Below are 18926 nucleotides of genomic sequence, written 5' to 3' on the forward strand. Positions count from 1 at the left end.
CCGTCTTATAAAGGAGTTTGAATGAATCCTATTTTTGCTACGCTTAATGAACGCCAGCTCGAAGCTGTCCAGCATACAGAAGGACCGCTGCTCATAACGGCCGGTGCCGGTTCGGGCAAAACAAAGGTACTGACCTGCCGCATCGCCCATCTGCTGGAACTCGGGGTTGCCCCCTATCGCATTCTGGCTATTACTTTTACCAATAAAGCTGCCAAAGAAATGCGGGAACGGGTGGAAAATCTCGTCGGTGCCGAAGCAGAACGAATCTGGCTCAGTACGTTCCATTCCTTTTGTGCCAAACTGCTGCGGTTTGAAATCGACGGGTTTGAAGGATATACCCGGAATTTCACGATTTATGATGCGACAGACCAGCAGACACTGATCAAAGACTGCCTGAAAGAACTGAATCTCGACGACAAACAGTTCCCTCCGCGTTCAGTCCTGGGGACTATTTCCGGGGCAAAGAACGCTCTTCTGAGCTCCCAGGCATTTGCCCGCCGGGCCGGTGATTTTTACGAACAGAAGGTAGCCGATGTCTATGACCTGTATGAAAAGAAGCTGAAAGCCAATAACGCCCTCGATTTTGACGATCTCCTGCTCCTGGCCGTGCGCCTGCTGCAGGAAAAAGAAGACGTACGGAAAAAATATCAGGACCGCTTTCAGTATATCCTCGTCGATGAATATCAGGATACGAACCACGCCCAGTATATGCTGACCCACATGCTGGCGGCCAAATGGAAGAATATCTGCGTCGTCGGCGATGCCGATCAGAGTATCTATGCCTGGCGCGGTGCCGATATCCGCAATATCATGGACTTCAACCGTGATTATCCCCAGGCCGCATCCATCAAACTGGAACAGAACTACCGGTCTACGAAAACGATTCTGAAAGCGGCCAATGCCGTCATTGACAATAACATGGACCGGCCGGAGAAAAATCTCTGGACAGAGAACCCGGAAGGCCATAAAATCATTCATTATCATGCCCAGACAGAACACGATGAAGCCGATTACGTAGCCGGTGTCATCTATAACCGTCATACTATTGAAAATGAGCCCTATGGTGATATGGCCATTTTGTTCCGTACCAATTCCCAGTCCCGTGTACTGGAAGAAAAATTGATGCGTTATTCTATACCGTATACGATGGTAGGCGGTACGAAATTCTATGACCGCAAGGAAATCAAGGATATCATTGCTTATCTGCGTCTTCTGTATAATCCCGAAGACAGTCTGAGCCTGATGCGCATCATCAATGTGCCGAAGCGCAATCTCGGCGCCACTACACTGGAGCATCTGGCAGACTATGCTGAAAAGCAGGGGATTTCCTTGTTTGAGGCCCTTTCCTCTACGGAAGACATACCGGTCACCAAACGGGCCAAAACGGCACTGGAACAGTTTTCCATCATGATTTTTGATTTGCTCGGTCATGTGGAAGAATGGGACGTCCAGACGCTGATGGAAGAAGTCATCAAGCAGACCGGATATGGCGATATGCTCGATAAGGAAGCCGCCCATGACCCACAGGGTGAAAGCCGGAAAGATAATGTCGGCGAATTCCTCTCCGTTGCCAGGGATTATGTCGATTCCAATCCGGAAGGCAGCCTGCAGGATTTCCTGGAAAACGTTGCCCTTGTCAGTGATGTCGATGAATTCGAAAGCAGTGATTCCAAGGTTACGCTCATGACCCTTCATGCGGCCAAGGGCCTGGAATTTCCCGTCGTCTTTCTGGTCGGCATGGATGAAGGGCTGTTTCCTCACAGCCGTACTCTCATGGACGAATCCCAGATAGAAGAAGAACGGCGCCTGGCCTATGTCGGTATTACCCGGGCCGAACGGCAGCTCTATGTGACCAATGCTTCGACGCGTACTATGTATGGCCGCATTTCTGCCTATCTTCCCAGCCGTTTCCTCGATGAAATCCCGGAATCGCTCATAGAAGAATACCATCGCCGGACCGCTATGCCACAGAACCACGCCGGAGAGGTACCGGCACGACAGCACGTGTCTATCCTGACCCGGCCGGTCACGACGAGTCTGCCTAAAAAACACGCTGTAGATCATACATGGCAGAAAGGGGACACGGTGCGCCATAAAATATGGGGAACCGGCAAGGTCCTGGAAGTCATAGGCAGCGGTGAAAATCTGCAATTGAAATTAGAATTTCCCACTAAAGGTGTGCGCCAGGTCATGGCCAAATTTGCACCCATAGAAAAGGTGTAGCCCCGCAGGCTCACCGAGGAGGTCTGTATGGAAAAAGAAAAAGCGCGCCTGCTGGAACTGCGCAAGACAATCGATGAACTCAGCTATCAGTATTATACGCTGGACAAGCCGACGATGACCGATTATGAATATGATATGTTGTACCGCGAACTGGAAACGATAGAAAAAAATCATCCGGATTGGGTGACTCCCGATTCGCCGACCCAGCGTGTCGGATCGAAAATCTCCGGCGGCTTTGAAAAGTATACCCACGACAGGCCCATGCTCAGTATGGGAGATGTCTTCAATGACCAGGAACTAATGGAATTTGATCAGCGCGTACGCAGCGACCTGGGTGGAGAAGAGCTGGAATATATTGTCGAATTGAAAATCGACGGGCTGGCGGTCAATCTGATTTATGAAAACGGCCAGTTCATCCGTGGCGTGACCCGTGGAGACGGACGGGTCGGTGAAGATGTCACAAATAATGTCCGGACTATCCGCACGATTCCGCTTCATATCAATAGCACATCTCCCCACATGGAAATCCGCGGGGAAGTGTATATGCCAATACAGGCCTTTGAACAGCTCAATGCCCAACGCCGGGATGACGAGCTGGAGCCCTTCGCCAATCCCCGCAACGCGGCGGCCGGGTCGCTGCGTCAGCTCGACCCTCGGATTACGGCACAGCGCAAACTCGCCTTTTTTGCCTATGCCATCGGCGGTACGGTCGGCATTGACATTCCCAGTCAGGAAGCCCTGCTGAAGGATCTGGAAGCATTTCACTTCCAGGTCAATCAGGAATACCGGAAATTCAGCACCATGACCGATGTCATTGCCTTTGTCCACAGCTGGGATGACCGGCGGGACAAGCTGCCCTATGCGACAGACGGCATGGTCGTCAAAGTCAATTCCTTCGCCCAGCAGGCCCGTCTGGGCAATACGGTCAAGATTCCCCGCTGGGCTATTGCCTATAAATTCCCGCCAGAACAGGCCCGTACGAAGGTGCTAAATATTTCTGTCAGTCTGGGCCGGACCGGAGTCCTTACGCCGGCAGCTGATTTAAAGCCAGTCCGACTTGCCGGGACGGTAGTCAAACGGGCAACTCTGCATAATGAAGACTATATACGCGAAAAAGATATCCGCATCGGTGATACCGTCGTCATCCAGAAGGCAGGAGAAATCATTCCGGAAGTCGTCCGGGCTGTTACGGCCGACCGGGATGGCAGTGAACGGGTATTTTCTATGCCAGACCGGTGTCCGGGCTGTGGTGGCCCCGTCGTACGCCGGGAAGGAGAAGCAGCTACGCGCTGTATCAATCCGGACTGCCCGGCTGTTATCCTTGAACGGGTTGCTCACTTCGTTTCCCGTAATGCCATGAATATAGACGGTCTCGGCGATGCCATCGTCAGCCAGCTCTTGGACCATCATCTGATACATACCGTAGCCGATATTTACGGCCTGAAGAAAGACGATTTACTGGACCTCGACGGTTTTGCCGATAAATCAGCAGACAACCTGCTAAAGGCCATTGAAGCGAGTAAACGCGTAGGCCTGGCGCGGGTCCTGTTTGCTCTGGGAATCCGTTTTGTCGGTGCCAAGGCCGGGCGGATTCTGGCAGAATGTTTCGGATCCATCGATGCCATCATGCAGGCCAAAGCAGACGAACTGACGGTCATTGATGAAATCGGGCCGCGTATTGCCGAAAGTGTCGTTTCTTATTTTGCCGATGACAAAAACCGGGCCCTTATTAAAGAACTGCGCCAGTATGGTGTCGATATGACCTGTGAAAAAAGGCAGCTCATCAATGCCTCTTTTGATGGAGAAACAGTCGTACTGACGGGAAAATTGGAAACCATGACCCGTCAGGAAGCCCAGAAGGCTATTGAAGACCGTGGTGGCCGGTGTACTTCATCAGTAACGAAAAAGACGACCCTTGTCATTGCCGGTGCCGATCCGGGCAGCAAATATGAAAAAGCCCGTCAGCTGGGAACGCACATTATCTCTGAACCAGAATTCCGTGAATGGCTGGAACGGGAATAACGCTGTTATTAGCAGCAAATTGATGAAAGCCCTGGCGCTTCGGGAGGACTGCAGCAGAAAGACAGGATAAGACCTGTTCTGCTGCAGTTTTTTTGTTTTTTTGTTATCATATATCTTGCATTTCGTTAGTAACAATGGAATAATATACGTAATGAGTATTATTACGTTTGGAGTGATCCGCCATGAAAAACAATAAGCTGACGATTGGACAAATGGCAAAAGTCAATCATACGACTATCAGTACACTGCGGCTGTATGATAAATTAGGTATCCTGAAACCGATTTATGTCAATCCCGACAGTAATTACCGGTATTATGATATCCGCCAGTGTATTGTTTTCCGGTCCATACAATTCCACAAAAATATCGGACTGAGTCTGAAAGAAATGGAAAATATTTCTAAAGAAGACACCTTTTCCTATATAGAAGAATTATATTATCGTCGGCTCAGTGAATTATCCATACAGGTCGAGAATCTTAATGCACAGCAGCGGGCCATCGTCCGGTCCCTTCATGCTATCCGGCGCATTTCCCAGCTGCCACCGGCAGGGACGACTACTCTGGGATATCTCGATGCCGAATATGTCTATGCCAGACCGGCAGAGCGTAATTACCTGGAAGAAGACGCAGGCAGTGTAGAACTGGGCATCTCTCATATTTTGGAGCATATGGAAAGAGATCACTTTTCCTATGAATATGCCTTCTTTATCGGATTGACTGTCCGGCGTGAAGATTTTCTTTCAGGAATTTTGAAAAGTGATACATTGTGCCTGTATGTAGACCGCTCGTATGTCGGCAAGCGTAATATTCAGATACAGCCACAAGGTACGTACGCCTCTATTTATTTCGATGACTACAACCGGATTGGTGAATACATGGGTAAACTGCGTCAGTTTTGCCGGGATAAGCACTGCACGATTGCGGGAGATATGATTTGCCGGTGGATTGGAACGATGAATCTGGAGCGGTTCATCAATCACAAAGAATTTTTGCGGCTCCAGGTGCCTGTCATCGTTCAGGAAGAACAGAATATAAACGTTTAACCATATTGGCTGAATAAGGTTTAAAATCAAAATGTTTCTATTTGATTTATAATTAAATAGAAAGTAGATATATAGAAAATGCATAATTAAAACATATTAATATACAAATAAAGAAATTATATCATGATTATAATAACTAGTTCTTATTTTATCTCTCAATATTGACATAATATAAACAATATTTAAATAATAATATGATATATTCTTATCACACTATAACAAACATTTTGTTTGACTCGTACCTTAATATATGAGTTATAATAATTGTAGCAATTGTCAGAAAATTTTGATAGTCGTAATACATATCCAGTCGCTTTCAGCTGGACACGACAGGGGAACAAATTTTCAGGGGTGAAAAACTATTATGGTGCAGTATACGGATCGATTGAAATATTTGCGGATCAGCAATAACCTTTCGCAGAAAGATGTTGCCAATTTATTGGGATGTTCTCAAGTTGCCTACGGTATGTATGAATTAGGAAAACGCCGTATTTCTCTCGATAAACTCATCATACTCGCTAAATATTATAATACGACACTGGATTATATTGCCGGACTGTCTGATCAGAGATAGGATGATTGTGTTGCCACATTGCCTTATGGTGATGTGGCATTTTTTTGCTTTTGTTGCTTTTACAACAGAAAAGAATAGTATTTCCGTCTATACTGATAGCGTACTAAAAGACGCCAGAGGAGGCGGAAGAGATATGGACAAAACAATTGATGATGTCTGGGCCATTGTGCCAGATTATTTTAACCGGAAAGAATGTGAAGGTTGTGGCTGCTGCATCAGTATCTGTCCGGCCCGGGCTATTACTATGATAGAGCGCGTGGATGGCAGTGAACGGCCGATTGTCGATATGAGCAAGTGTATCCGTTGCACCCGGTGCATGGATGCCTGTGAGATTTATAAATGCTATCATGCCTGAACAGCCTTTCATTCTGACACCATCATGATTCCCATTCAAAAACGGAAGATGCCAGCTGACAAAGCATCTTCCGTTTTTTTTGTTCTGATGAACCGGCGTCGTTTTTTCTCATGTATTCCTGAAACTTGCATTGCAATATGTAAATTAGAAGCATATAATGAATCCGTTATAAAAAAATTCAGTGCGCATTTTCAGAGGAGGAATCAGCACATGAATGCTTGGATTAGTGATGCATGTGAAAAACAATTTCATCTCAGTCGGTTTCATTCGTCTGTTAGTACAGAAGTTATAGCCGGACTGACTACTTTTGCTACGATGGGTTACGTACTGGCCGTCGTGCCACATATGATGGGAGAAGCCGGCCTGCCCGGCGGTGCCGTCCTGACGGCTATGGTATTGATGATTTTTCTGACAACTATGGCTATGGGCCTGTATACCAATCGGCCCTTTGTCCTGGCTCCGGGAATGGGCAGCGTAGCCATATTTTCTATCACCCTGGTACAGCTGCAGCATGTATCCGTCAGCATCGCCAGTGCCATCGTATTTTTAAGTGGGATTTTATTCATTCTCGTCACCGTTCTGGGGATCCGCAAGGCTATCGTCATGGTCATTCCCAAAGGCATCAAGATTTCCATCAGTGCCGGTGTCGGGATGTTTCTGGCTGTCATCGGTCTGCGTAATGCCAAATTATTAGCAGCGAATGCCAAGAAAGTTGCTCTGTCTTTCGGTGACCTGACACAGCCTGTCGTCATTCTGGCTATGATTACCTTCATCATTCTGCTGGCCTTGCAGGCGCGCCGTGTCAAAGGAGCGGCCCTCATCAGTATCATTGCAGGCACTATCATCGGCATTCCCATGGGCATTACCAAAATCCCGGCTACGCTGTTTACCATGCCTGACAGCCTGGCACCGGTGTTTTTTAATTTTGACCTTTTCGGTGCGCTGGATGTCAAATACCTGCCGTATTTATTCGTATTTTTCCTGCCCGATTTCTTTTCCAGTTTCGGAACGGCCATCGGTATCGGCGGCAAAGCGGGGTTCCTCGATAAAAACGGAGATCTTCCTGACATAGATAAAGTGTTCCAGGTCGATTCCGTAGCGGCTACGCTGGGTTCCTTTTTTACGATTCCTGTGCTCATTACCTATCTGGAATCCGGTGCCGGTGTCGAAGCTGGTGGCCGTACGGGGCTTACTGCCATTACCACAGCCGTCATGTTTCTTCTTATCCTGGCGGTGACGCCACTGGCCCTCATGATTCCTGCAGCAGCTACAGCTCCTGTACTGGTCTATGTCGGTGTTAGCATGATGGGTGGTATGAAAAATCTGGATTATACTGATTTGTGCGAATATATACCAGCTTTTCTTTGTATTGCCTTTACAGCTTTTACCTTTAATATAGCCAATGGCATTTCCGTCGCTTTCATTGCCTATGTCATTATGAAAATTGCCTCCGGCAGAGCATCAGAACTCAATAAAGGTCATTATCTGCTGGCACTGCTTCTGGCTTATTATTTCTATGCCATTGCCGGCGTCAAATAAGGGGGTTTTGAATCGTGAAAATCGATTGGCTGTTAAAAAACGGGAATATTTATAATGTCTATCTGAAAAAATTCATCCCCTGTAATCTGGCTATCAGTGGAAGCCGGTTCTGTTACATGGGAAACGATCCTCTGCCTATGGAACCAGAACAGGTACGGGACCTTGGCGGCAAGTACGTCATTCCTGGTTTTGTCGATTGCCACATGCATATTGAAAGTACCATGGCAGCACCGCGGACTTTTATGAAGGGAGCAGTCCGCAATGGGGTAACGACGCTCATTGCCGAACCGCATGAAATAGCCAATGTATTTGGACTTGCAGGTATACAGGCTATGGCGAAAACGATGCAGGACGGCCCTTGTGACGTTTATATCGCTATTCCCAGTTCCGTACCGTCAACGAATGAACAGCTGGAAACAACAGGGGGCATCATTGATAACGATGATGTAGAAGCTCTGATGCATATGGACCACGTCATCTGCCTGGGTGAGGTCATGAACTGCCGTGACATCATCAGGGACAGTCATTCCAAGACCAGTCGCCTTATCCGGCAGATCCGGGCCGGGCGCCCCGATTTTTCCCTGGAAGGGCACTGCCCCCGGTTCAGTGGCTGGGAGCTGGCGCAGATTTTAATGAACGGCGTCAATTCGGACCACACAGACCAGTCACTGGAAGGTCTGAAAGAACGGCTCATGAACGGTATGTTTGTACAGCTGCAGGAAAAATCGCTGAAACCAGAATTCATCTCCTATATTAAAGAAAATCACCTGCTGGAGCACATGGCTATCGTAACGGATGATACCATGCCAGATGCATTTATGGAACGGGGACATCTCAATTATCTTGTAAAAAAGGCTATGCATAACGGCCTGACACCGGAAGAAGCCATCTATACAGCGACGTATACACCGGCCCGGCGCATGGGACTGCGCGATAAAGGGAGCATTGCTCCTGGGAAAATCGCCGATTTCGTCATTTTGTCTGATCCAGCCAGCCTGAGTATTGAAAGTACCTGGTGTGCAGGACGGGAAGTATATACGAAAGGAGCCCCCTGGCAGGAAGAAGAACGAGATACATCGTTTCCGGAAGCGTTTTATCACAGTGTCCATGTAACACCCCGTACGTCCGGCGATTTTACGCTGACAGCGCCTATAGAAGAAGGGGAAGTTATCTGCCGTATTCTGGAAGTTCAGGAACATACTACGTTTGTCAAAGAAGGACAGGCGGTACTGTCCGTTCATCATGGAGAAATCGACTGGGAACACAGCCCTTACAATCTGGCAGTCGTCTGGGAACGCCATGGGAAAAACGGCGGATACGGAGCAGCTCTTGTCGGTGGGACAGCCATGACAAGAGGAGCTGCGGCTACGACATATGCCCACGATCATCATAATCTGCTTGTCATAGGACAGACCAAAAAAGATATGATGGCTGCGGCCAATACGGTCATCACACATCAGGGAGGCTATGCCGTAGCCTGTGACGGTGTCACGAAGGCTTTTGCGCCACTGCCGATTGCAGGAATCCTTTCTGACCGTCCACTGCCTGTACTGGGTAAACAAATACAAGAAGTACACCGTGCTCTGACGGACTGTGGGTATCGGAGTGATAATGTCATCATGTCCCTCAGTACCTTGTCACTTCCAGTCAGTCCCTTCTTCAAACTGACCGATAAGGGAATTATTGACGTCCGCAATGCCCGGATTGTTCCTCTTATCATCGAAATGCATGAAAAACCGTAACGTACTGTCAGATAAATACAGCTATTGAAAAAACGTGCTGCCTGGGATTTAATGCCAGACAACACGTTTTTTTGATGGAATCTCTGATGTGGGGGATTGCGGCAGAAAAAAGACCGGCTATAATGAAATAAAAGGAAGTGATATTTGTGACTATTGCCATCGTAACAGGTGCGTCAAGCGGTCTGGGCCGGGAATATGCAAAACTCCTCGATGAAGAGAATGTCGGGGAAATCTGGCTCATCAGCCGTCACGAACGGACCTTACAAAAAACAGCAGAGCAACTGAAGACAAAGTCCAGGATTCTGCCACTGGACCTGACCCAGCCGTCATCATACAGCCGCTTTGCCGATGTTCTCCGCGAACACCATCCTGTTGTTTCCTACTTTATCCATGCTGCCGGCTTTGGCCGCATGGGAAGCACCACTGCCATGTCAGAAAGGGATACAGCCGGTATGATAGCCATCCATTGCCATGCTGCTGTATTCCTTACGACAGCAGTCCTTCCGTATTGCCAGAGAGGCAGCCATATCGTGGAAATCTGTTCCTGCGCTGCCTTTCAGCCGCTGCCCTATCTGGCGGTATATGCTGCCTGCAAGGCATTTCTCCTGCGTTACAGCCGCGCATTGGCAGAAGAATTGAAGCCGGAGGGAATTTTTGTCTCTGCCGTCTGCCCATACTGGGTCAAGGATACGGCGTTTATTGCGACCGCCAAGAAGACCGATCAGGAGAACCGGTTTCATCACTATATATTTGCCGGGAACGGGGAATGTATTGCCCGCCGCTCTTTCCGGCAGATCCGCCGGGGCCGTGTGGTCATTACCCCTGACGTTATTTCTACGCTTCATCGCATCAGCTCCGGCATACTGCCGCAGTCGTTCCTGATCTGGATCAGCCGCTTTTTCCGCTAAATCCGGTCTTCCTTGCAGGCTTGATGCCTGTCAGGTTTTGTTGCGGATAGCTGACGGGATGATGCCAATAGCACAGAGAACCGTAAAAATCAAAAACGCTAGTTGGATATGGGCAGTGAGCCACGGTGCCGTACTATTCTGGCTCTGTGAAAGAATCAGGGTGATAATAGCAACGCTCAGGACCTGTCCGATGAGCCGTACCGTGCCGACAACTGATGAGGCAACCCCATAAAATTGTGGTGTGACAGAACTCATGATGGCATTGTTATTTGGGGCTGTAAACAGGGAGAACCCGATGCCGATGACGACCAGGGCAGCGATAATACAGACAAAAGACGGATGAGTGACATTATATGTCAGCATGGCCAGACCGGCAGTGATGAAGACCATGCCTGATGAGGCCAGAACCGAGGGACTGATTTTATCAGAAAGCGTTCCTGTCAGCGGTGATAACACGGCCATAAATACAGGCTGCATCAACAGGATAAGACCGGTGTCACGGGCATTCAGACCCATGATGCGCTGCAGATAGATAGACAGGAGAAAACTGATGCCAAAGGTGGCACAATAATTGAGCATGGCAGCCAGACTGGAAAAAGAAAAGATGCGGTTGCCGGCAAAAATACGTACAGGAAGGACGGGACTGGAAATATACCATTCCCGGTACAAGAATAAGCCGAATGCCAGGAGACCGGCAATCAGCAGATATTTGCCAAAGTCCCAGACGGCCAGCTCAGAAAGACCGGTCATGACAGCCACCATAGCCAGTGCATATAACAGACTGCCTGCACTGTCCAGACTGCCGGATGCATTGACGATCCATTCCTCTTTCATATATCGCAGGGAAAGAAAAAAAACGATGGCACAGACCAGAGCGATAAAATAGAAAATGGCCTGCCAGTTCAGGTAATACGAAAAAAATCCGCCCAGAACAGGGCCCAATGACAGGCCACAGTATACGGCAGCTATGGTAAATCCCATGGCACGACCGCGGCGCCGGGGATTGGTCACCAGTGAAATAATAGCCATATTCGTAGCAAATATGCAGGCGCTGGCCAGTCCCTGCAGGACGCGGATGAGAAGCAGAGCCGGAATAGATGAAACAAAATACACCGATAGAGAAGAGCAGCAGAAGAGAGCCACGCCGATGAGGAAGATGCGCCGTTTACCCCACCGGTCGGCCATCTTACTGATGGGCATAATCGTAATCGTAGAGGCGATGAGGAACGTTTCTATGACCCAGCTCAGGGCCATTTCGCTGGCTCCGTATGCATTTCCGATATCAGGAAGTGCCGTCGTAAGGGCACTGCTGGTAAATGGGTTGATGAACGAGACCATCATCATAAGAATTAAAATTGTATTTTCATAAGAAATACGGTTCATATCAATATCCTTTCTTTATATATCTATAATATTATTTTTTATTGACACATTCTTTATCATACGCTTTCGTCTGTATTCTGACAAGTGACTTTGTATATTTGTTGCAAAAAACGGGAAAACCTGTGATTCATTTTACAAAATTCATAGCCATCTCTGACAGAGCGTTTACATCTGCCTGATATATTGGATACAAATATACAGGAGGTGTAAACTGCATGAATAAAAACTGGAAACGCTGGATAGCTCTGGGATTGACTATATCCTGTCTGGGAAGTGCCGCTGTGATGGCTGAAGGAGTACAGACTAAATCGTATATTGTACACGCTGATTCTTATCAGCTGCCGTATAAAGGCAATGAAAAGGCATTTAATCATCACATCAACCCCGGGTACGGCTCAGCGCTGGCCTTGAAAGATATCAAAGCCGATGGAACCATCGAATTTTATGCGATTACGGACCGGGGACCCAATGGAGACATTCCGACTTACGTTAAAAATGGTAAAAAGGTAAGTGGAAAATTCTTCCCGACTCCTGATTTTGCTCCGTCCATCGGGGTTATTACCGTACGCCCGGGACAGCATCGGGCTGACGTAACGGAATCTATCCCGCTGAAAGTACAGGGAAAAGCAATTACAGGAAAACCTGTACCGAAAGGAATGACTGGTTCTACAAAAGAAATTGCTCTCAATTTTAAAATGAAAGACCTGGGAACGGATGTCAATGGTCTGGATACAGAAGGACTGGCTGTCGATAAGGACGGTAATTTCTGGATCAGCGACGAATATGGCCCCTTTATCGTAAAAGCAGATAAAAACGGCAATATTGTAGAAAAATTTGCTCCCGGTGCCGGACTTCCCAGCATTCTTGCCAGCCGTGTTCCCAATAGAGGCAGTGAAGGCCTCACCATCGATGAACGGGGTCATATCTTTGCCCTTATCCAGAGTCCGCTGAATGTCGATGGCAAAACAGCCAAAACGTCAAAATATACGCGTATTGTCGAACTCGACCCGGTAACCAAAGAAACGAAGATGTACGCTTATCCCGTTGACACGGGCTATAAAAATACAGGTGCAGCTAAACTGGGCGATATCACGTCCATCGGTCATGGCCAGTTCCTCATGATCGAACAGGGAAAACAACACGGTGTCATGCAAAACCTGGTCTATAAAGTAGACCTCAATGGCGCTACGCCAGTCGCAAACAATGGCAATTTGGAATACGGACGTCTTGATGGAAAATTGGTACCGGCAAAAAAAGAACTCGTCCTGGACCTGCGCGCCAACGGCTGGAATATTGAAAAAGCTGAAGGCCTGGCATTATTACCGGACCGCAGAACCATAGCCGTCGTAAACGACAACGACTTTGGAATGGATATAGCCGTACAGGATGCCAAAGCCCCGTCAGCCGACGTATCCGATTATACTTATGACAGTGATAAAAAAGTCATGATATACAATAAAGACAAATCTGTCCATAAAGTAAAACTCAGCCTTAAGAAAAATGCACCATCTGAACAAGAAAGCCAAATCTGGTTCTTCACATTGCCAAAAGCATTGTAAGACAATAGACTGCACACATCCATAGCAAATCCGCCACGTATAAGCCAGAACCCCCTTATATGTGGCGGATTTGCTTTTGGAGAAGTGCAATTACTTCCGATAACCTTAATTTATCGGAAGTAATATATAAGTAAATTCCGGAAGTACTTTTAAGGTCTTATAAACCGCTTATTTATGCCAACTATCAGGTATTACTGTACATTGGTAATACTCTTCAACGTTAGTTAAATCTCTTAAATTTGTATCTCATAGTGGGAAGTTTTGTGGGAAAGCTGACAAAATATCGGCCCAGACGAATGGAAGTGTCTGCCGTGATTTCACGTCTGTCATGTAAGATGTCCTGGATCCTTGACACCGGAACATGTAGTTCTTTGGCCAGCTGATATGCAGAAATCCCCAATGGTTTCATAAATTCTTCCCATAAAATTTCACTGATTCTGGGTGTTTCGATATTTCTTGTCATACTATGCATCTCCTTAATGATAATCTGTAATTTCTACGTTAAAAAAGTCTCTTCCCTGAACAGTGAAACAAATACGATGATGGATGAATGTGAATGATAGAAAATATAGAATAATCAAAAAATCAAACATAATACGCTTACCATTTGTACTACGTACGTGATATAATACCTGTATACAGCAAGTTATTGTGATGCCCACGAAGGAGGGTGTGTTTAGGATGTTAGCAAAAAAAGTTGCCAAATTGATTAATGATCAGGTTACATTAGAATTTTACTCTGCTTATCTCTATCTGGACTTTGCAAATTATTATATTGACGAAGGACTCGACGGCTTTGCTCATTGGTTCGAAATCCAGGCCCAGGAAGAACGTGACCATGCGATGCTCATGCGTACATATCTGCAAAATAATGATGTCCGCGTCGTCTTTGGCACGATAGACAAACCGGATCAGGAATACAAGGATTTGAAGGCTCCTCTTAAGGCTGCGTTGGAACATGAACAGTTTATCACCGGCTGCATTAATAAGATTTATGGAGCTGCCTCTGATGAAAAGGATTATCGTACCATGGAATGCTTCAACTGGTTTGTCAAAGAACAAGGTGAAGAAGAAAAAAATGTCGGCGATTTGATTAAAAAATTCAAATTATTTGGCAGTGACCCGAAAGGTCTCTATGCGTTGAATCAGGAACTGCTTGCCCGCGTCTATGCCGCCCCGACACTGGTCCTCTAATCTAATTTAAAATCCCGTAATATAGGATATATGCCAAATCTCCCCGGTTATGTGTAGTAATTTACACTAACCAGGGAGATTTTTTACTAGTACAGAAACGTTACCAATGCTGATGAATGATGCGTGCTGTATCTTCATGGACCAGACCATTAGTTGCTATAATATGTTCATTGTGTAATACGTCAGGAGTCTGACCATCATACGTCGTAACTTTGCCACCGGCTTCTTCAACGAGCAAAATGCCTGCAGCCATATCCCAAGGTTTCAGATTGCGTTCAAAATAGATATCCGTCCGGCCGGCTGCTACATAGGCCAAATCGAGGCATGCACTGCCCGTGCGGCGGATATCCAGACATTGGGAATACATGGCCTGGAATAAAGGGAAATTTTTTTCTGTATATTGCCGGTCATATGGGGACGTACCGATAACAACCAGACATTGTGATAATGCTCCATTTCCAGTCACGTGAATCGGTTTATCATTTAAAAAGGCGCCGCCACCACGGACTGCATGAAACAGTTCATCAGTAAACGGATTGTACACGACAGCTGTCTGCAATAATCCTTGTGCATAGTATGCCAGCGATACGGCACTCATATCAAAATGACGGATGAAGTTTTGTGTACCGTCAATGGGGTCGAGAATCCAGTAGCGGCCATCGGGGTCACTAACCTGACTGTTGTCCTGTTCTTCCGAAAGGAGTAAGACTCCGTCATCTATGTCATGGAGTTTCGTACGCATATATTCCTGTACGGCAACATCCATCTGGGTGACAAAATTGGCCCTTCCTTTGGCAGTGATTTCTAATTCTTTCTCTTCCGTCAGCATATCACGAGTGCTGCGTACGAGTTCTATCATTTCTCTTTCAAACATGAATCGTATGTCCCCTTTTTTCTAGTATGTTGAACATTTGTTTGGCGAGCAAATTCCGGTTTCCATGAACACATGTTCGGAAGCTTCTCGAAACGCCATGTCCGTTGGCAGTCGGGATATTTTTGGTGATCGACTTCACTCATAAACATAGACAAAGGCCGCAGATAATGACCATATGAGCCATAGAGCGCCTGATACACCACATAGGATTCTCCAGTCTTGGCATCCTCTGCCAGCGTGATGATACGGTACTGTTTTTCTTTGAAATGAATCCAGATTTCTCCGGACGATGGCAGTGCTCTATCCATGATGACCTCCTTATCTGCGTATTCTGGTACTATTTCAGGTAGTAAACTCTGTCGGGTTTCCGCAGAGCGGCTTTTGGGAGTTTTTCTGCCGGATAGCCTATGATGCAATGGCCAATGCCTTCCCATTCATCAGCAGACAGACCGACCTGATCCAGAATCTTCTTTCCCAGGGGCATCGTCATTTCCTCTTTGGCCCGGTGAATCCAGCAGCTGCCCAGCCCCAGTGCGTATGCTGCCAGCATCATATTGCCTATGACAAGGCTGCCATCGTACTTCTCTTTGCCTTCTCCTTTTTTACCAAGCACAAGGATGACGACAGGTGCGCCATAAAACGGGTCATTGCCGGCAGGCCAGCCACCAATCTGATTATTGAGTTCTGATAAATCGTGACGGAGTTCTTCATTGGTGATGACGATGATTTTTGTATTCTGCCGTCCCATGCTGCTTGCTGCATAAAGACCAGCTTCTACAATATCATGAATCAGATTTTCTGGTACAGGCTTATCTTCATACTTGCGGATACTACGCCGGTCCAGCATAGCTTTTATAATTTCATTCATATCAATCACCCTTTCCTTTGTCATAGGTATGTAGTTACTCTTATACTATAATACTTTTACTTTTTACTGTCACTTTTGACCTGCGTGGCAACGAGAAGTGTAAAGACCCCCGTACCGCCGATGATATTTCCCAGGCCTGTTGGCAGGAGAAAACGGAAGAAATAATCAAACATCGTGGAACCACCCATGAGTACATCATAAGCCGCTTCGCACGATCCGACGACAACATGGGCGAAATTACCGATAGATATAAAATAGGTGAACATGAAAATAATAAAGAAGGCAAAGCTCCGCGACATAGGCATCATCCAGACGATTGCGGCAATCAGCATACCCGCCGGAATCCCCCGCATAATATTATCTATAGGGCCGGGAGCCATGATGTGGTGGGATACATTGTATAAGCACTGGGTAATTTCCGGTGTCGTGAAAATCGGGCTGGACATAAAAAGAGCAGCAATGGCTGTGCCGACTATATTAGAAAGAAAAACAATCCCCCAGAGCCGCAGGAGCAGGCGGAGATTTTTCCAACAAGGGTCACGGAAAACAGGAATGACCGTGGTAATCGTATTTTCTGTGAAAAGTTGGAGCCGTCCCAGAATAACGATGAGGAAACCCGTCGTATATCCAACACCTGTGATGGCTTCTGCCCAGGAAGCACTTCCAATGTAGACATTAATGATAGACCGGAAATAAAAAGAAAAAGAAATCATTAACCCGGCAGCCAGTGCTGATAAAACAAGGGGCCAGGCTTTGCGTTCCAGTTCCAGTTCGCCATCGTGGCGGATAATTTCAAAAATCAGATTCGGTGATAATTTTTCATATTCTTCAACAATGACACGGGTTTTCTGTTCTTCCGACTGAGGGCAGGAAAAATCACAATCGCAGGGATATTTTGTTGTCATACATCCTCCTGATAGGTACTAAAATATTACTAATAACTGGGTTATTGTACCATATACAGCTTCATTTTGGAATAGAAATTATTCTGCTAAAAAAGCATCTAGTTGTTCAAAAGACGAAAGAAAAGCGACTTGTCTGGCCCAAGAATCATCGACAAATCCTTCATGCGCCATGTACAGGAGTAGAGCTTTCATCGGCTGATAATAACCGTTAAAATCTAGAAAGGCAAACCGGCCTGGCAACAATCCCAATTTGATCTGGCTCATGACTTCACTGATTTCTTCCAATGTCCCGATGCCGCCGGGAAAAGCCAGGAATACATCGCCCATTTCCATCATTTTCTTTTTGCGGGACGCCATATCCCTTGTCACGATGAGCTCAGTCAATCCTTCATGCTGCAGTTCTTCCTCCATAAAAAACTGCGGTTCAACGCCGATGACGCGTCCACCATGATCGAGTGCCCCATCAGCCAGCTTTGCCATAAGACCGGTCCGGCTGCCTCCATAAATGAGCGTATGACCGTGACAGGCAATCCATGCTCCTAGTTCATAAGCGTACGAACGATATACGTCACGATTTCCCGTCCGGGCCCCCAGATACACCGTAATATTCATGATATTCCCCCGATTAATCGTCTTTAAGTGATGCATCAATGAAATTCAGATTTACTTCCTGGGTCTCTGCTCCGTATACAGTCGTAACCCACGCTCGCAGAAAACTTGGCACATCGCCCTCTCTGGCATCCCTGTCAGGATATCCTGGTATCCCTTTCTGTTCCATTGCAAACTGTACCAAAGACTGTACGATGTCCTTTCGCGTCAATACACGGGCATACGAAGGCAAATCAGGTGGTACATCATTTTGGGTATCATAGATGCAGTGGATAGTACCTTCCAGCGCATCGCTGCCACCGGGCTGCTCCCATTGTTCCCGATAATACCGTGCCATAGCAAACCGTCGATTGACGGCTTTTTTATACTCTTCATACCGGACGCTGATTTTGGAAATCCGGTCCCGGTCTTCCGCCGACTGCATGCACATGCGGAACAGATTCCGTTTCTCATCCTCCGTCACAACCAGGGGATGAACCGTAAACCGTGGGAAATCTCCCAACTCCTTCTTGTCAGTCTGTACCAGCTTACGCCATTGCAGCATCGCTGCTTCCCTTTCATCATGAGTACTCATATATATCCCTCCCATTTATACAATCTGAACTTTTCCCTGTTTAATACTTTTTTATATATTATAGCAAAAATCAGTTTGGCATTACAGACCTTGCGAACAAGCGTTAGTGTCAAGAAGTTCTCGTTTGTTTCCCATCATCCAGCTACGGTAGATATAGCATAGTTGAACGCTCAACTATGCTATCTAAAAATCAGCCTCTGCTAGTCAGACTCATGGAAATCTGGCAACAGGGGCTTTGGTTTACGTTTGGTATATGGTTGGAATGTTATGCGCTTATAGCTCTTTCAGGTATTCGCGAAAAGATGGGCCCAGGTTTTTTCGTCTTAGGACGTATTCTACCGTTGCTTTTAGGTAGTCCAGTTTGTTAGCTGTGTCGTATCGCTTGCCTTTTATTGGGCAGGCGTATATAGTCTGTCGGTCCAGCATGAGGCGCAGGGCATCGTGCAAGTGGATTTCTCCGTCTTCCCTTGGTTCTACCCGGTTCAGGATTTCAAAGATATCCGGGGTAAAGATGTATCTTCCCAGGCAATTGTAGGTTTGGTTGTCTTCAGGTG

Annotated in this window: 18 protein-coding genes and 1 pseudogene; 10 read left to right on the forward strand and 9 right to left on the reverse strand. The window is 46.8% G+C overall.

The window, feature by feature from the left end; genetic code table 11:
- The first annotated feature begins 21 nt into the window (after positions 1–21).
- The 8 genes from pcrA to DW949_RS04685 all read left to right on the forward strand — a co-directional run bounded on the left by pcrA (position 22) and on the right by DW949_RS04685 (position 10406).
- A complete protein-coding gene (gene pcrA / locus DW949_RS04650) occupies positions 22–2223 on the forward strand; it encodes a DNA helicase PcrA (protein ID WP_118022086.1) in 2202 nt (733 codons plus the stop codon).
- A gap of 27 nt (positions 2224–2250) precedes the next feature.
- Positions 2251–4245, forward strand: a complete 1995-nt coding sequence (gene ligA / locus DW949_RS04655) for an NAD-dependent DNA ligase LigA (RefSeq protein WP_118022087.1) — start codon at positions 2251–2253, stop codon at positions 4243–4245.
- Between the two features lie 182 nt (positions 4246–4427).
- A complete protein-coding gene (locus DW949_RS04660) occupies positions 4428–5288 on the forward strand; it encodes a MerR family transcriptional regulator (RefSeq protein ID WP_118022088.1) in 861 nt (286 codons plus the stop codon).
- 364 nt (positions 5289–5652) lie between these two features.
- Positions 5653–5862, forward strand: coding sequence for a helix-turn-helix domain-containing protein (locus DW949_RS04665; RefSeq protein ID WP_233539495.1), 210 nt, complete (start codon positions 5653–5655; stop codon positions 5860–5862).
- A gap of 133 nt (positions 5863–5995) precedes the next feature.
- Positions 5996–6217 (forward strand): 4Fe-4S binding protein, encoded by a 222-nt coding sequence (locus DW949_RS04670; RefSeq protein ID WP_118022089.1) that lies wholly within the window; start codon positions 5996–5998, stop codon positions 6215–6217.
- A 210-nt stretch (positions 6218–6427) separates the two neighbouring features.
- Entirely contained in the window at positions 6428–7756 is a 1329-nt protein-coding gene (locus tag DW949_RS04675) for an NCS2 family permease (protein ID WP_118022090.1), read from the forward strand.
- 14 nt (positions 7757–7770) lie between these two features.
- On the forward strand, positions 7771–9498 hold the full coding sequence (locus tag DW949_RS04680; RefSeq protein ID WP_118022091.1) for an adenine deaminase C-terminal domain-containing protein: 1728 nt from the start codon (positions 7771–7773) through the stop codon (positions 9496–9498).
- Positions 9499–9644: 146 nt separating this feature from the next.
- Positions 9645–10406 (forward strand): SDR family oxidoreductase, encoded by a 762-nt coding sequence (locus DW949_RS04685; RefSeq protein ID WP_118022092.1) that lies wholly within the window; start codon positions 9645–9647, stop codon positions 10404–10406.
- A 30-nt stretch (positions 10407–10436) separates the two neighbouring features.
- Here the strand turns inward: DW949_RS04685 and DW949_RS04690 are convergent, their stop codons facing one another.
- Entirely contained in the window at positions 10437–11789 is a 1353-nt protein-coding gene (locus DW949_RS04690; protein WP_118022093.1) for an MFS transporter, read from the reverse strand.
- A 215-nt stretch (positions 11790–12004) separates the two neighbouring features.
- Between DW949_RS04690 and DW949_RS04695 the strand changes: the two genes are divergently transcribed.
- The gene (locus DW949_RS04695; protein WP_118022094.1) at positions 12005–13348 is read left to right on the forward strand and encodes an esterase-like activity of phytase family protein; all 1344 of its coding nucleotides are present in this window, start codon (positions 12005–12007) and stop codon (positions 13346–13348) included.
- Positions 13349–13568: 220 nt separating this feature from the next.
- Here DW949_RS04695 and DW949_RS04700 read toward each other — a convergent pair whose 3' ends face one another.
- Positions 13569–13811 (reverse strand): HigA family addiction module antitoxin, encoded by a 243-nt coding sequence (locus tag DW949_RS04700; RefSeq protein ID WP_118022095.1) that lies wholly within the window; start codon positions 13809–13811, stop codon positions 13569–13571.
- 218 nt (positions 13812–14029) lie between these two features.
- On the opposite strand from DW949_RS04700, the gene DW949_RS04705 reads away from it, so the two are divergent.
- Positions 14030–14542 carry a ferritin gene (locus DW949_RS04705; protein WP_118022096.1) on the forward strand — a complete coding sequence of 171 codons (513 nt, stop codon included), beginning with the start codon at positions 14030–14032 and terminating at the stop codon, positions 14540–14542.
- 100 nt (positions 14543–14642) lie between these two features.
- On the opposite strand, the gene DW949_RS04710 is transcribed toward DW949_RS04705, so the two are convergent.
- The 7 genes and pseudogenes from DW949_RS04710 to DW949_RS13790 all read right to left on the reverse strand — a co-directional run.
- Positions 14643–15416, reverse strand: coding sequence for an inositol monophosphatase family protein (locus DW949_RS04710; RefSeq protein WP_118022097.1), 774 nt, complete (start codon positions 15414–15416; stop codon positions 14643–14645).
- A complete protein-coding gene (locus DW949_RS04715; RefSeq protein ID WP_118022098.1) occupies positions 15398–15724 on the reverse strand; it encodes a DUF1653 domain-containing protein in 327 nt (108 codons plus the stop codon). Before DW949_RS04715 ends, DW949_RS04710 begins: the two co-directional genes overlap by 19 nt.
- Positions 15725–15753: 29 nt before the next feature.
- Positions 15754–16284, reverse strand: coding sequence for a nitroreductase (locus tag DW949_RS04720; RefSeq protein WP_118022099.1), 531 nt, complete (start codon positions 16282–16284; stop codon positions 15754–15756).
- Positions 16285–16340: 56 nt separating this feature from the next.
- Positions 16341–17189 carry a formate/nitrite transporter family protein gene (locus DW949_RS04725; protein ID WP_118022100.1) on the reverse strand — a complete coding sequence of 283 codons (849 nt, stop codon included), beginning with the start codon at positions 17187–17189 and terminating at the stop codon, positions 16341–16343.
- A 78-nt stretch (positions 17190–17267) separates the two neighbouring features.
- Complete coding sequence (locus DW949_RS04730) at positions 17268–17801, reverse strand: TIGR00730 family Rossman fold protein (RefSeq protein ID WP_118022101.1); 534 nt, start codon at positions 17799–17801, stop codon at positions 17268–17270.
- Between the two features lie 13 nt (positions 17802–17814).
- Complete coding sequence (locus tag DW949_RS04735; RefSeq protein WP_118022102.1) at positions 17815–18372, reverse strand: hypothetical protein; 558 nt, start codon at positions 18370–18372, stop codon at positions 17815–17817.
- Positions 18373–18645: 273 nt separating this feature from the next.
- Positions 18646–18926 (reverse strand): annotated as a pseudogene (locus DW949_RS13790) (UTP--glucose-1-phosphate uridylyltransferase); the annotation flags it as partial.

Source organism: Megasphaera sp. AM44-1BH, assembly GCF_003467125.1.
In the GTDB taxonomy this organism is placed as follows: Bacteria; Bacillota; Negativicutes; order Veillonellales; family Megasphaeraceae; genus Megasphaera.

What these genes read in the sequence shown, in the direction of transcription:
- pcrA (WP_118022086.1), top strand. Translation starts at nt 22, where the DNA reads ATGAATCCTATTTTTGCTACGCTTAATGAACGCCAGCTCGAAGCTGTC.
- ligA (WP_118022087.1), top strand. Translation starts at nt 2,251, where the DNA reads ATGGAAAAAGAAAAAGCGCGCCTGCTGGAACTGCGCAAGACAATCGAT.
- DW949_RS04660 (WP_118022088.1), top strand. Translation starts at nt 4,428, where the DNA reads ATGAAAAACAATAAGCTGACGATTGGACAAATGGCAAAAGTCAATCAT.
- DW949_RS04665 (WP_233539495.1), top strand. Translation starts at nt 5,653, where the DNA reads ATGGTGCAGTATACGGATCGATTGAAATATTTGCGGATCAGCAATAAC.
- DW949_RS04670 (WP_118022089.1), top strand. Translation starts at nt 5,996, where the DNA reads ATGGACAAAACAATTGATGATGTCTGGGCCATTGTGCCAGATTATTTT.
- DW949_RS04675 (WP_118022090.1), top strand. Translation starts at nt 6,428, where the DNA reads ATGAATGCTTGGATTAGTGATGCATGTGAAAAACAATTTCATCTCAGT.
- DW949_RS04690 (WP_118022093.1), bottom strand. Translation starts at nt 11,789, where the DNA reads ATGAACCGTATTTCTTATGAAAATACAATTTTAATTCTTATGATGATG.
- DW949_RS04695 (WP_118022094.1), top strand. Translation starts at nt 12,005, where the DNA reads ATGAATAAAAACTGGAAACGCTGGATAGCTCTGGGATTGACTATATCC.
- DW949_RS04700 (WP_118022095.1), bottom strand. Translation starts at nt 13,811, where the DNA reads ATGACAAGAAATATCGAAACACCCAGAATCAGTGAAATTTTATGGGAA.
- DW949_RS04705 (WP_118022096.1), top strand. Translation starts at nt 14,030, where the DNA reads ATGTTAGCAAAAAAAGTTGCCAAATTGATTAATGATCAGGTTACATTA.
- DW949_RS04710 (WP_118022097.1), bottom strand. Translation starts at nt 15,416, where the DNA reads ATGTTTGAAAGAGAAATGATAGAACTCGTACGCAGCACTCGTGATATG.
- DW949_RS04715 (WP_118022098.1), bottom strand. Translation starts at nt 15,724, where the DNA reads ATGGATAGAGCACTGCCATCGTCCGGAGAAATCTGGATTCATTTCAAA.
- DW949_RS04720 (WP_118022099.1), bottom strand. Translation starts at nt 16,284, where the DNA reads ATGAATGAAATTATAAAAGCTATGCTGGACCGGCGTAGTATCCGCAAG.
- DW949_RS04725 (WP_118022100.1), bottom strand. Translation starts at nt 17,189, where the DNA reads ATGACAACAAAATATCCCTGCGATTGTGATTTTTCCTGCCCTCAGTCG.
- DW949_RS04730 (WP_118022101.1), bottom strand. Translation starts at nt 17,801, where the DNA reads ATGAATATTACGGTGTATCTGGGGGCCCGGACGGGAAATCGTGACGTA.
- DW949_RS04735 (WP_118022102.1), bottom strand. Translation starts at nt 18,372, where the DNA reads ATGAGTACTCATGATGAAAGGGAAGCAGCGATGCTGCAATGGCGTAAG.